Genomic DNA, 14,036 nt, shown 5'->3' with positions numbered 1-14,036 from the left:
AAAAAGGAGCGGACTGATTATGTCATTGAAGCATGTTATTGAATTATACGAGGTAATGGATAGTATTTATGTAAACGGAGACACGATTAAAGAGTATTTACACAATATTGATTCCGCAGCAGATGTCAAGGTAAAAACTATTCAAGGCGAAAGCGGCTCAACTGATTTTGTTCGCGTCCTTGTGAAAGGAAAGAACGGCAAGTCCTCAGGCGGGAATGCACCGACATTGGGAATTATTGGGCGATTAGGTGGTATTGGAGCGCGCCCTGAAATGACAGGCTTTGTATCAGATGGAGACGGCGCACTGGCCTGTCTGGCAGGAGCAGCAAAAGCTATTGATATGGCCTTAAAAGGCGATCAATTAGAGGGTGACGTTATTTTCTCCACACATATTTGTCCAACAGCTCCAACCTTACCACATGAGCCAGTGCCATTTATGAACTCGCCAGTGGATATTAGTGTCATGAACGAAAATGAAGTAGAAGATACAATGGATGCTATTCTATCCATTGATACAACAAAAGGCAATCAAGTATGTAACCATAAAGGATTTGCTATAACGCCAACTGTTAAAGAAGGTTACATATTAAAAATTAGTGATGATTTATTGCACGTATATACACAATCTGCTGGTATTTCTCCAGTTGTCCTACCGATCACGATGCAAGACATTACACCATATGGTAATGGATTATTCCATATCAATAGTATTTTACAACCGGCTGTTGCAACATCTAGCCCTGTTGTAGGTGTGGCGATTACAACTGAATCTGTTGTAGCAGGCTGTGCAACAGGTGCAACACATGTCACAGATGTAGAAAATGTTGTGCGATTTGTGTTAGAGGTAGCAAAAACTTATGGTGCTAAAAAATGCTCTTTCTTTGATGAAACACAATTTTCACATATGAAAGGCTTATATGGTAGCATGAGTCATTTACAAACGAAAGGAAACGAGGTACACACACATGAATGATTTACAAGCACTTAAAGCTCAATTAGTAGATGCAGTTGAAAATCATCAAGAGGAATTGTTAGCGTTTTGTTCAAAGCTCATTCAAATCCCAAGTGTCAATCCTCCAGGGGATACGACTGAAATAACAGCTTTTATCGAAAACTATTTAAATGATGTAGGCATTACTTATCAAAAATATGAAGCTGCAGATAAAATGTTTAATCTAGTAGCATCCATTGGAAATGGGAAAGGAAGAGAACTCGTTTATTGTGGTCATACCGATGTTGTACCTGTTGGTGATCTATCGAAATGGGATTTTGATCCATTTTCAGGAGAAGTGAAGGATGGCTGGATGCTTGGCCGTGGGGCAAGTGATATGAAAGCCGGTTTAGCGGGTATTATTTTTGCAACAAAGCTATTAAAGAAACTGGACATCGAACTACCAGGAAAATTAACTTTGGCAATCGTACCAGATGAAGAAACAGGCGGCGAATTTGGTGTTCCTTGGCTGTTAGAGAGAGGCTATGTGCAGGGAGATGGTTGTTTAATCGCTGAGCCCTCTTCACCTTTAAACCCAACAATTGGACAAAAGGGCTCTTATTGGTTTGAATTAGAAGTGCGTGGGGAACCTGGACATGGAAGTCTATCACCATTGGCTGGACGAAATGCCATTGTCGATGCAATTCGAGCTATTCAAGAGATTCGTACACTATGGGATGTAGAAATTACGATTCCTGAAGAGGTACAGCCACTTATCGAGGTATCAAAAAAATACATGCGTGAAGTGGAAAAAGATCGCTTGAAATATCAAGAAGTTTTAGAGAAAATTACTGTAAATATTGGTACAATTGAGGGAGGTACGAAGTCAAACGTAATCCCAGATTACTGTAAGGTTCAGGTCGATTGTCGTTTACCATTTGGCATTACACAAGAGGAAGTAACAGAAATCTTGACAAATAAACTAGATGGTTTGGCTATCGATTATTCAATCCAACGTTTTGGCTTCAAAAGTGTAGCCAATTATACACCTGCTGAAAATCCTATATGCCAATCGATAGTGGAAAATATTTCTTATGTTACGGGGCAAGAGGCATATGGTGTCATGCAGTGGGCAAGCAGTGATGCTCGTCATTTCAGACAGTATGATATTCCTGTATTGCAATACGGCCCAGCTTATTTACCAAGTATTCATGGTTATAATGAAAAAGTGCGTGTTGAGGATATCGTACGCTGTGCAAAAGTTTATATAACTGCTGCTGTTGATTTCCTATATCAAAAGTAAGAGATTAGCTACTCTCTTACTTTTGATAAAGTGATATCAGGTGCTGACGGCTGCTAAATCTATCGATTATTTCCCCCTTAAGAGAGAGATTTGCAGCCGTTTGTACAGATAAATAGATCAGAAGGATGAGAGATATGCTAAAGACATTAAATTTATCAATTGCGGTTTTAAAAATGTTTACAAAGGAAAAGCCCACATGGGGTGGTCGAGAGTTAGCACTGGCGATGAATATGAATCATACAAATTTATATCGCATTCTTGAAACCTTCGAAAATAATGGGTTTATTACAAAAGATCCTATAACAAAAAAATATTCTCTTGGTATTGCATTATGGGAAATAGGTATGAATATGTATGATTCATTAAACATAGATCAGCTATGTATGCCAGTTCTTGAGAAATTAAAGGATGTCACTGGTGAAACAGCTATTTTTACCGTACTGAATGGACTGGAAGCGTTAACATTACTGAAAGCAGAGCCTGTAAATAAGGTGAAGTTTACAGTTTCAAGAGGTAGTAGATCGCCACTTTATGTAGGAGCATCTTACCGTTCAATGCTTGCTTTTTTAAATGAAGAGCAAATTGCAAAGGTTATTGATGAACCATTAACAGCTTATACAAATAATACAATGACAGATGCCACAGAAATACGGGCAGAGCTAGAAAAAATTAGATCATGTGGCTATGCACTTAGTAATAGTGAGTATTCGGTCGATGTATTGGCGCTAGCTATGCCTATATTCAATAGTGAGGAACAGGTCGTAGCATCCATTACCGTTTCTGGACCAATTTATCGTTTTACAGAGCAACGTGTTCCGGAGTTTTTGGGACCTTTAACGGAAGCTAGAAATGAAATAGAAGGAATTATTCGTAGATATCATTTGAATTTTAATTAAGGAGTCCTGTTATGCAGCATTTACATGACATTGCACTAAATGTTTTAAAAGGCAATTTAAATGTTCAATCATCAGAGTCACTATTAATTTTGACAGATCATCACAAACAAGACATCGCGAAAATTTTTTATGAAGCTGGACTATCAATTACAGCAAATACAATGTTCATGGTGATGCCCCTGTTAGAGAAATCTGGTCAAGAGCCAATCCAAGCAGTTTCTGAGCTTATGGCGAATGCCGATGTTACACTGTGTATTACCTCCCATTCCTTAACGCATACAATGGCTCGTAAACATGCCTGTGAAAAGGGCGGGCGTGTAGCAACAATGCCAGGTGTGACATTGGAGATGCTAGAGCAAGGTGCTCTTCATGCTGATGCAGAGGAGATCGAAGCTATGGTAGAAAAATATGTCCTTTTACTTGATACGGCAAAAGGTATTCGTATTGTCAAGGATGGCCATGAGCTCACGTTTAGTGTAGAAGGCCGTTTAGGAATTCGTTCCACTGGTGTTATTCGTCAACCAGGTGAGTATGGAAATATTCCTTCAGGAGAATCATATATTGCGCCAATAGAAACATCTGCGAATGGAGAGATTTTAGTAGATGGCTCTATTGCAAATATTGGTGTCTTAAAGGAGCCATTATTATTAAAAATTAAGAATGGTCGCTTAGAAGAGGCAATCGGTCCTGATGGTGCACGTCTACTTGCTTTACTTGGGGAAGGTAATGGTAGAATTATTGCCGAGTTTGGCATTGGGGCCAATAAAAGTGCCATCCTATGCGGCAATGTATTAGAGGATGAGAAGGTATTTGGGACAATACATATTGCTTTTGGCAGTAATGCACCATTCGGAGGAGCCAATGCGTCAGATGTTCATATCGATTGTGTTGTAAAAAGCCCAATTGTCTACTTTGACGGTCAGCAAGTCATCTAAAGAAAAGCGTGTCTTCTTTTGAAGCACGCTTTTTTCATGCTTTACAAGACTGTAGTTAAGAGTTGCTTGTCATTGTAGGATTACACTATAGTTAATATAGATAGGAATAGGAATGATGATTAAATTCTGTCCATAAAATAGAAGCAATGATGAAAAAAAGTAACTTTTGTTTTGCAACAAGAAAGAACGTGAGGTTGAATAGATGTTAACATTTACAGATTTACATGGCCTACAAGTAGATTTGAGTTTTACAAGAGGTGAATTTAAAGTAGAACCTAAACACGTCCTTGTCCTTTTAAAGCATAAGAATAAATGGTTATGTACTGTCCATAAACGACGAGGTGTAGAAGTGCCAGGGGGGAAGTTAGAAGAAGGTGAAACATTAGAGGAGGCGGCAATTCGAGAAGTTTTTGAAGAAACGGGTGTTCATGTAAAAAATCTTCAATGGTTCGCAGAGTATGCAGTGCATGATGAAATCGTTTTTTGTAAAACCGTTTACACGGCACAATTTTTAGCGCAAGAGGACATAGAATTTGATTTAGAGACATCAGGCATGCTTTGGTTAACCGATGAAGAATTTGCTCAGCATCCTAACTTGAGCTTTCACATGAAGGATGAGGGGATGAAGAAAATGCTGGAGGAGTTGAAAGACCGTGACATACAATGGTGAAATTGTGGAAAAACGTGCCTATCCCTCACCCAATCCAGCAATACGACTAACAGAAATAACCTATCTATCACAGGGCTTGCGTATAAAAGGGTTATTAGCGGAACCAAAAAAAGAAGGTACATATGATGGCTTTTTATATTTAAGAGGCGGTATGCAAAGCATTGGGATGGTAAGACCCTCTCGTATTGCACAATTTGCTGCGCAGGGCTTTATCGTATTTGCCCCATACTATCGTGGGAATCGTGGGGGAGAGGGACGTGACGAATTTGCAGGGGCAGACCGTTACGATGCGGTCTACGCAGTAGATGTACTGAAACAATTTTGCAATGACAATATCCATGTTTTTGGTTTTTCGCGAGGTGGTATTATGGCTCTGTGGACAGCCATTTTAAGAAAGGATATTACTTCTGTTGTAACATGGGCAGGTGTTTCTGATGCAACGGCCACTTATTGGGAACGTACAGATATGCGCAGGATGATGAAGCGCGTTATTGGAGGAACACCGAATCGTGTACCAGAAGCGTATGATGCAAGAACACCGCTTTTTGAGATAGAGCGGATAACAGCCCCTGTACTTATCATTCATGGCTATCGTGATGAAAATGTAGATATAGAACATGCCAGACAATTGGCATTTTTTTTAGAGGATGCAAATAAATCATTCGAAACTTGGTATGATCTTAACTACGCACATCAATATCCACCAGCAAAAAATCGTGAAACTGTCAGTGCTCTTTGCAAGTGGATGAAGCAACAATAAAGCTTAGAGAATACAAAAAAGACAAAGGGAACAACGTATTCGTTCCCTTTGTCTTTTATTTAGTCGTTATTTTAATGGGCCACCAAGTGTAGTGATGGCTTCAGAAACGTTTGAGAATTTCTTGAAGTTTTCATTGAATAAGCCTGCAAGCTCAGCAGCTTTTGCATCGTATGCAGCTTTATCTGCCCATGCTTCACGAGGGTTTAACACTTCTGAAGGTACACCTTCAACTGCTGTTGGAATGTGTAAACCAAACACAGCATCTTGTGTCGTTTCAACATCTGCTAATTTACCATCAATTGCTGCACGAACCATTGTACGTGTGTAAGAAAGTTTCATACGGCTACCTGTGCCATATTCGCCACCAGTCCAACCAGTGTTCACTAGGAATACTTGTGCACCGTGCTCGTCAATTTTTTGTCCTAACATTTCTGCATATACTGTAGCAGGAAGTGGAAGGAATGGAGAACCGAAACAAGTAGAGAAAACTGGTTCTGGCTCAGTTACACCACGTTCTGTTCCTGCAAGTTTAGAAGTGAACCCGCTTAGGAAGTGATACATTGCTTGTTCTTTTGTTAATTTACTGATTGGAGGTAACACGCCAAATGCATCAGCTGTTAGGAAGATGATTGTTTTTGGATGACCTGCAACAGAAGGATCAACGATATTTTCGATATATTGGATTGGGTAAGCTACACGTGTATTTTCTGTTAGAGAACCGTCATCATAGTCACAAATACGAGTTTCTGGATCAACAGCTACATTTTCTAATACAGAGCCGAAGCGAATTGCATTGTAGATTTCTGGTTCTTTTTCAGCAGAAAGATTGATTGTTTTTGCATAGCAACCACCCTCAATGTTGAACACACCATTATCAGACCAACCGTGTTCATCGTCACCGATAAGCTTACGATCTGGGTCAGCTGATAACGTCGTTTTACCAGTACCAGATAGACCGAAGAATAATGCCACATCGCCAGCTTCACCTACGTTTGCTGAACAGTGCATTGAAAGGATACCTTGTTGTGGTAATAAGTAGTTCATGATACCAAAAATAGATTTTTTCATTTCACCAGCATATTCAGTACCACCAATTAAAATAATTTTCTTTTCAAGTGATACGATAATGAATGTTTCAGAGGCAGTACCATCAACCGCAGGATCTGCTTTAAAGTTCGGAGCTGAGATGACAGTGAAGTCGGCAACATGAGAAGCTAATTCATCTGCTGTTGGACGGATAAATAATTGATGAGCAAAAAGATTGTGCCATGCGTATTCATTAATAACTTGAATGCTTAATTGTGAATCTTTGTCAGCACCTGCAAAGCCTTTGAATACGAATAACTCGTCACGTTCTTTTAAATATTTTATTACTTTTACATATAGGTTATCGAACACTTCAGAAGAAATTGGTTGGTTGACTTTACCCCAGTCAATTTGATCTTTTGTGCTTTCTTCTTCTACCGTATATTTATCTTTAGGTGAACGACCAGTGTATTTGCCAGTTTCTGCACGAACTGCGCCATCTACTGTTAACATTGCTTCACCACGAGATGTAGCTTTTTCTGCTAATTGTGGTACTGAAAGTTGAACATTAATGTTACCGCCGTTTAATAATTCCTTCAGTTCGTTTGCAATTTCTACTGAATTCATCGATTAAATACCATCCTTTTTTATAGTATTCCCTTGATTTAGAGGGATTTTTTCTTAATTTCAAAAATAGTATAACACAATTGCTTAAATAATCTATACTAATTAAGAAATTATTTTAGAGTTTTTACCACTTTTCAATAAACTGACAAAAAATAATGTTTTTCGAGTAGAATACCATCAATCCTACTGTAATTAGGCATGAAAATTGAGCCACACATATGTTACCACAAGTAGCTAGGTATGTTGTAGGGATTAATTTGCTTCTATTTACATCATCATCCAAGTATGAAAAGTTTTTGTGTAATAGGTTCTTTCCTTTCTATACAGTAATACATAAGAAAATATTTGACAACGTTCGACCTTTTGAGTAACATGAAATTGAACGGATACTCTTATCCCGAGCTGGTGGAGGGTCAGGCCCTGTGAAACCCGGCAACCTGCATGAACTATTTCACGACATGCGCTGGTGCCAACCTGATGCAAGGGAACATCCCTTGAACGATAAGAGTGAAAGGTTACGCAGTCATTATTCCTTTCCTCATGTAAAGTAACGTGAGAAAAGGATTTTTTTATTGTTAAAAATCAATGTAAAGGTAAGTATATGTAGTTCTTTCCTTATTATAATGACGGATCTTTCGAAATCCTCGTGTTAAAAGCAGCAGTAACGGCTTGAGAGTTCAATCCTTAGGAGCGGACTTGACATGGGTAATGAGTACCGTATTCATACACAACTACTTATTGTAAGAGTATTTAGGAGGAAAACCAAATGACAAACCGTCGACTGTTTACATCAGAGAGTGTAACAGAAGGACATCCAGATAAGATTTGTGACCAAATCTCGGATGCCATTTTAGATGCTATTTTAGCAGAAGATCCAAATGCGCGTGTAGCATGTGAAACAACCGTAACAACAGGATTAGTATTAGTAGCAGGAGAAATTACAACTTCTACTTATGTTGATATTAAAGGTATCGTTCGTGATACTGTAGCAGAAATTGGCTATACACGTGGTAAATATGGCTTCGATGCAGAAAACTTAGCGGTGCTTGTGGCGATTGGTGAACAATCACCTGATATTGCACAGGGTGTTGATCAGGCATTAGAGGCACGTGAAGGCTCTATGACAGATGCTGATATTGAAGCAATCGGTGCTGGTGACCAAGGCTTAATGTTTGGCTATGCATGTAATGAAACACCAGAGCTTATGCCATTACCAATTAGCTTGGCTCACAAATTAGCACGCCGTTTAACAGAAGTACGTAAATCAGGTGAACTTGCCTATTTACGTCCTGATGGTAAAACGCAAGTAACGATTGAATATGATGACAATAATGTACCCGTTCGCGTGGATACAATTGTTATTTCAACACAGCATGATGAAGAAGCAACACTTGAACAAATTCAAGCGGATTTAAAAGAATTTGTTATTGCACCCGTTGTACCGAGTGAATTATTAGATACTAACACTAAATACTTCATCAACCCAACTGGCCGTTTCGTAATTGGTGGACCAAAAGGCGATGCTGGATTAACAGGACGTAAAATCATTGTTGATACATACGGTGGTTATGCACGTCACGGTGGTGGTGCCTTCTCAGGTAAGGATGCAACCAAGGTAGACCGCTCAGCAGCATATGCGGCACGTTATGTAGCAAAAAACATCGTAGCAGCTGGCTTAGCAGAGCGTGCTGAAGTACAACTTGCCTATGCGATTGGCGTTGCTCAGCCTGTTTCCATTGCTGTCGATACATTTGGCACAGGTAGAGTAAAAGAAAGCGAGATCGTTGAATGGGTACGCGAGCTATTCGATTTACGCCCAGCAGGTATTATTAAAATGCTTGATCTTCGTCGTCCAATTTATAAACAAACTGCTGCGTATGGACATTTTGGTCGTACAGATTTAAATGTACCATGGGAGCAAATTGATAAAGCCGACGCACTACGAGAAAAAGCACGTTTATAAACTATTGAACTAAAGTAATGAAGTCATTAGAAAATTATTCTAATGTATTAATAAGCAAAGGGGCAACATTGCTCCTTTTGTTTTTTTACAAAAAATACCTCGCTAGAATTCGTGAACATAATCGGTACACGAAAACGCGAGGGATTTTTTCGTTAGTATTGATTTTTTGTGTATCTTATTTATTTCTGAAGTGACTTATAATATTGACCTTTTTCTGCGTATTCTCGTACAATGCGTTCCATGTCCTCTTTATCTTCAGCATTTAATTCTCGGACAACTTTTGCTGGACGACCTAATGCTAAACTATTTGGAGGAATGACTTTACCAGGAGGTACTAGGCTTCCTGCTCCAATAAATGCACCTTCTCCAATCTCAGCTCCGTCTAAAATAATGGAACCCATACCAATTAAGGCATTTTTGCGAATTGTACAACTATGTAAAGTGACTTGGTGTCCAACTGTTACCTCATCTTCAATAATGAGTGGATATTTTGGACTTTGGTGTAAACAGCAAAGATCCTGAATACTGACACGTTTACCAATAATCGTTGGGGAAACATCACCACGAATAACTGTATTAAACCAAATGGTTGTTTCAGCGCCAATTGTTACATCACCCGTAACAGTTGCGTAATCAGCAATGAAAACAGATGGATCGATCTTTGGCGTTTTATCTCTAAATGGATAAATCATGAAAATCGCCTCTTTTCTTTCTATAATGTAGTATTATCGTATCAAATACGCAACTTTATGGAAATATAAAATTAAAATGTGCTATTTATTTCGATATAATCAAAGAGTAATTATTTTTTAGGAGGACTATGTAAATGTGGAAATGGGAAGCTGATGGACAAGCAAAAGCTGTGATTGCTATTCTTCATGGTGCTTATGAAAATCACCGTTGGTATGCATGGCTGATAGAGAAATTAAGATTAGAAGGCTTCCACATAGTCATGGGGGATTTACCGAATCATGGGGTGAATGCAAGGTTTGCTCGTGTCCATGATGAGGACTTCAAATTGTACAATAAATATACAAGAAACCTGATTGAAAATGCTTTTTCATATAATTTACCAACCTTTGTAATAGGTCATGGACTAGGTGCAACATTAATTCTTCATACACTGCAAAAGAGACAATATGAATGTGCAGGCATAATTTTAACATCACCTTGGTTGCAACTAAAGCTATTACCAGGTAAATTAACAAATGCTTTAACAAGTCTAAGTGCGTTAACAGCGAATGTGAAATTGACACATGACATTACATTAGAGAAATTAACACGTAGTATTGAAGGTAGAGAAGAAATGAAAGATGAGGTTCCGCTCATGTCTGTTGTTTCTGTGAAATGGTATCGAGAGCTTCAGCAGATGATGAAAAATTTAGTGATGCTGCCTAAAGGTGAAATGCCAAATATGCCTATGCTCATTATGACAGCTGAGAAGGATAAAATTACGGACACCCGCCAAACTCGAAATTGGCTTCATCAACAGGAATTCACGGAATTTCAGTTTAAAGAATGGGCAAATTGTTATCATAATTTATTTCATGAGGGAGAGCGGGAAGAGATTTTTATGTATATACGAGATTTTATTAATAATGCTCTTCGAAGAATTGGTTATATAATTAAATAGTTTTACCCCCTTCCATTTACTAGGTTACTTACTTAAATATTGTTACTTAAAAATAATATTGTAATTTTCTGAAAAGTGTAATACTATAATGACTTAAAGTAAGGTAATTCAAATTGGAGGGGTAAAATGGATGTAATTGTGGAGAAGTTGAATGGTATTTTATGGGGACCATGGTTTATTTATGGCATCTTATTAATTGGGTTATTTTTCTCAATTATTACAAGGTTCCTACAAGTAAGGCACATTAAAGATATGTTTGTTTTAATGTTTAAAGGGGAGAAATCGGAAAAGGGAATATCTTCATTCCAAGCAATGTCTATCGCATTATCAGGACGTGTAGGTACAGGTAATATTGCTGGTACTGCGACAGCGATTGGAATGGGAGGACCTGGTGCTGTCTTTTGGATGTGGGCAATCGCTTTCATAGGTGCGGCAACCGCGTATGTAGAGTCAACATTAGCTCAAATCTATAAAGAAGAGAAAGATACTGAATATCGTGGTGGACCGGCCTTTTACATAGAAAAAGGAATGGGCCAAAAATGGTTTGCAGTTATTTTTGCTGTGGCTGCTTTGATTGCGATGTTAATCTTAATGCCTGGCGTCCAATCAAACGCCATTGCAGGTGCTGTTGAAAACGCTTTCGGTTTGGAAACTTGGATTACAGGTCTTATTATTGTTGTTTTATTAGGCGCAATTATTATCGGTGGTGTTAAATCTATTGCAAATGCAGCCCAAATCATTGTACCTTTTATGGCATTAGCATACATCATTATGGCTATTATCATTATTGTTATGAATATCTCTGAAGTACCAACAGTATTTGCATTGATTTTCTCAAGTGCCTTTGGTGCCCAAGAGATTTTTGGGGGCATTATTGGTTCTGCCATTGCTTGGGGTGTTAAACGTGGAATTTATTCCAATGAAGCTGGTCAAGGAACGGGTGCTCACCCTGCAGCAGCAGCGGAAGTATCGCATCCTGCTAAGCAAGGAATTGTTCAAGCGGCGTCTGTGTATATTGATACATTACTAATTTGTTCTGCTACGGCATTTATGATTTTATTTACAGGTATGTACAATGTACAAGATGAAAAGGCAGCTGAAGGAGCAGATCCATTTATCCATATTGGACAATTTAATAGTGGTGGATTAGCAGGCGATGAGCAAATGACCTTTGCGAAAAGTATTGAAGCAGGTGCAGCCTATACACAATATGCAGTTGACTCATCATTACCTGGCTTTGGTGCTCCATTTGTAGCCATTGCGTTATTCTTCTTTGCCTTTACAACAATTATGGCTTACTACTATATTGCAGAGACAAATGTCGCTTATTTATTTAGAGGTAGCACAGAAAAGATTTTCATTTGGATTGCAAAGATTGCTATTTTAGTTGCAGCCTTCTATGGTACAATCCGTACGTCTGGTCTAGCATGGGCAATGGGAGATGTAGGTCTTGGTCTAATGGTTTGGATTAACGTTCTGGCTATTTTAATTATTATGAAACCAGCTATTGTTGCATTAAAAGATTACGAGAAACAGAAAAAAGAAGGAAAAGATCCAGTCTTTGATCCTCGTAAACTAGGCATTAAAGGTGCAGATTTCTGGGTTGAATATAATGAAAAACGTAATAATAAATAGATAAAGTGCAAGGCGATCAGCTAGTTTACTAGTTGGTCGCCTTTTAGCTTGTCCTCAACAATACTATTAAATAGGGTATTCTTTCATTTTTTCTAATGCAATGACGAAAGGCGGATCATTTTGTTGATTAAGAAATGCATATTTTAAGACATGGACATATTTTTGCGGAAGTTGACTTACATAATCAATGACCTTATCACGTTCTTCTTTTCCACCTGGATGACCATGATAAATAACAAGAACAATCAATCCTCCCACTTTTAAGAGCTTTAATATATTTTCAATAGCTTGGATTGTTGTATGAGGCCTTGTAATAATATCATGGTTGCTGCCAGGTAAATAGCCGAGATTGAAGATAGCTGCAGCTACTGGCTTGTGTACATATTGCATGACTTCCTCATGCCCTTTATTTAAAACGACTGCCCGATGTTCTAAACCATGATCTAAAAGTCGAAGGAGTGTCGCATCAACCGCCTCTTTTTGGACATCAAAGGCATAAACTTGTCCTTCATCCCCAACAAGCTGTGCCAGAAATAATGTGTCATGACCGTTTCCTGCAGTCGCATCAACAGCCGTATCTCCCTCTTCTATACTATCTTTTAATAACTGCTGGGCATATTGTAAAACACGTTGTAATTTCATTTCGTAACCTCTGCCTTATACAACTTCCCTTGCCAACTACCTCGACGTTCAAGCTCAGCGTCAATACCATTCAAAACTTCCCATTTATTGACACTCCACATTGGTCCAATCATTAAATCAATCGGTCCATCGCCTGTAATACGATGAATGACCATTTCAGGTGGCAGGATTTCTAATTGGTCTGCTACTAGTTTTGTATACACATCTTGGTCTAAAAATTCTAACATACCTTTTTCATATTGCTTCACCATAGGCGTTCCTTTTAATAGATGAAGTAAGTGGATTTTAATGCCTTGGACATCTAATTGTGCAACTGCGCGTGCCGTTTCCATCATCATGTCATAGTCTTCGAGAGGCAATCCGTTAATGATATGTGAGCAAACTCGAATGCCATGCTTACGCAATTTTTCAACGCCTTCCACATACGTTGCATAATCATGGGCGCGATTAATAAGATTGGCAGTTTTCTCATGCACCGTTTGAAGACCAAGCTCAATCCATAAATATGTTCGCTCATTTAATTCCGCTAAATATTCGACAACATCATCTGGTAAACAATCAGGACGAGTAGCAATAGAAAGACCTACTACACCTTCTTGCGCCAAAGCTGCTTCAAATTTTTCTTTTAAAACTGGCAGCGGGGCATGTGTATTTGTGTAGGCTTGGAAATAAGCCATGTATTTGCCATCCTTCCATTTCTGATGCATTTTGTCTCGGATTTCAGCAAATTGTACATCAATTGGATCTACCTTATTGCCAGCAAAATCACCGGAACCTGCAGCACTACAAAATGTACAGCCACCAAAAGCGACTGTGCCGTCACGGTTAGGGCAATCAAAGCCTGCATCTAACGCCACTTTAAATACTTTATGACCAAATTGGTCACGTAAATAGCGATTCCATGTATAGTATCTTTTCCCCTCTGAGGGAAAAGGAAAATTTGTCTCTGTCATTTATTTCACTCCTCTAACGCTCTATTCTATCATGTGCTTTTCGTTCCGTCATGGGGGAAGGG

Annotated in this window: 13 protein-coding genes and 1 riboswitch; of the genes, 9 read left to right on the top strand and 4 right to left on the bottom strand. The window is 38.7% G+C overall.

Annotated elements, in window-relative coordinates:
* The first annotated feature begins 19 nt into the window (after positions 1–19).
* The 6 genes from MHB39_RS17395 (at position 20) to MHB39_RS17370 (ending at position 5,495) form a co-directional block, all read left to right on the top strand.
* The gene (locus MHB39_RS17395; protein WP_342544719.1) at positions 20–973 is read left to right on the top strand and encodes a DUF1177 domain-containing protein; all 954 of its coding nucleotides are present in this window, start codon (positions 20–22) and stop codon (positions 971–973) included.
* Positions 966–2,234: an ArgE/DapE family deacylase gene (locus tag MHB39_RS17390; protein WP_342544717.1), complete on the top strand. Its 1,269-nt coding sequence runs from the start codon at positions 966–968 to the stop codon at positions 2,232–2,234. The genes MHB39_RS17395 and MHB39_RS17390 overlap by 8 nt, the downstream gene beginning before the upstream one ends.
* A 134-nt stretch (positions 2,235–2,368) precedes the next feature.
* On the top strand, positions 2,369–3,130 hold the full coding sequence (locus MHB39_RS17385; RefSeq protein ID WP_258860403.1) for an IclR family transcriptional regulator: 762 nt from the start codon (positions 2,369–2,371) through the stop codon (positions 3,128–3,130).
* Between the two features lie 11 nt (positions 3,131–3,141).
* Entirely contained in the window at positions 3,142–4,065 is a 924-nt protein-coding gene (locus MHB39_RS17380; protein WP_342544713.1) for an aminopeptidase, read from the top strand.
* A 202-nt stretch (positions 4,066–4,267) separates the two neighbouring features.
* Complete coding sequence (locus MHB39_RS17375) at positions 4,268–4,735, top strand: NUDIX domain-containing protein (RefSeq protein WP_342544711.1); 468 nt, start codon at positions 4,268–4,270, stop codon at positions 4,733–4,735.
* Positions 4,719–5,495, top strand: coding sequence for a prolyl oligopeptidase family serine peptidase (locus MHB39_RS17370; protein WP_342544709.1), 777 nt, complete (start codon positions 4,719–4,721; stop codon positions 5,493–5,495). Before MHB39_RS17375 ends, MHB39_RS17370 begins: the two co-directional genes overlap by 17 nt.
* Positions 5,496–5,561: 66 nt before the next feature.
* On the opposite strand, the gene pckA is transcribed toward MHB39_RS17370, so the two are convergent.
* Entirely contained in the window at positions 5,562–7,148 is a 1,587-nt protein-coding gene (gene pckA / locus MHB39_RS17365) for a phosphoenolpyruvate carboxykinase (ATP) (protein WP_016994468.1), read from the bottom strand.
* A 389-nt stretch (positions 7,149–7,537) separates the two neighbouring features.
* Positions 7,538–7,656: riboswitch (SAM riboswitch) on the top strand.
* Between the two features lie 258 nt (positions 7,657–7,914).
* Between pckA and metK the strand changes: the two genes are divergently transcribed.
* Entirely contained in the window at positions 7,915–9,111 is a 1,197-nt protein-coding gene (gene metK, locus MHB39_RS17360; RefSeq protein ID WP_258860400.1) for a methionine adenosyltransferase, read from the top strand.
* 179 nt (positions 9,112–9,290) lie between these two features.
* Here the strand turns inward: metK and MHB39_RS17355 are convergent, their stop codons facing one another.
* Positions 9,291–9,803 (bottom strand): gamma carbonic anhydrase family protein, encoded by a 513-nt coding sequence (locus MHB39_RS17355; protein WP_342544706.1) that lies wholly within the window; start codon positions 9,801–9,803, stop codon positions 9,291–9,293.
* A gap of 134 nt (positions 9,804–9,937) precedes the next feature.
* Between MHB39_RS17355 and MHB39_RS17350 the strand changes: the two genes are divergently transcribed.
* Both MHB39_RS17350 and MHB39_RS17345 read left to right on the top strand, forming a co-directional pair.
* A complete protein-coding gene (locus MHB39_RS17350; protein WP_016994475.1) occupies positions 9,938–10,744 on the top strand; it encodes an alpha/beta hydrolase in 807 nt (268 codons plus the stop codon).
* A gap of 126 nt (positions 10,745–10,870) precedes the next feature.
* Positions 10,871–12,379 carry an alanine/glycine:cation symporter family protein gene (locus tag MHB39_RS17345; RefSeq protein WP_016994476.1) on the top strand — a complete coding sequence of 503 codons (1,509 nt, stop codon included), beginning with the start codon at positions 10,871–10,873 and terminating at the stop codon, positions 12,377–12,379.
* 66 nt (positions 12,380–12,445) lie between these two features.
* On the opposite strand, the gene MHB39_RS17340 is transcribed toward MHB39_RS17345, so the two are convergent.
* The gene (locus MHB39_RS17340; protein WP_016994479.1) at positions 12,446–13,021 is read right to left on the bottom strand and encodes a class I SAM-dependent methyltransferase; all 576 of its coding nucleotides are present in this window, start codon (positions 13,019–13,021) and stop codon (positions 12,446–12,448) included.
* Positions 13,018–13,974 (bottom strand): TIGR01212 family radical SAM protein, encoded by a 957-nt coding sequence (locus tag MHB39_RS17335; RefSeq protein WP_036078458.1) that lies wholly within the window; start codon positions 13,972–13,974, stop codon positions 13,018–13,020. Before MHB39_RS17335 ends, MHB39_RS17340 begins: the two co-directional genes overlap by 4 nt.
* Between the last annotated feature and the right edge of the window lie 62 nt (positions 13,975–14,036).

It is taken from the genome of Lysinibacillus sp. FSL K6-4013, assembly GCF_038630435.1.
Taxonomy (GTDB): domain Bacteria; phylum Bacillota; class Bacilli; order Bacillales_A; family Planococcaceae; genus Lysinibacillus; species Lysinibacillus boronitolerans.
This window is presented reverse-complemented; position numbering and strand designations above follow the sequence as displayed.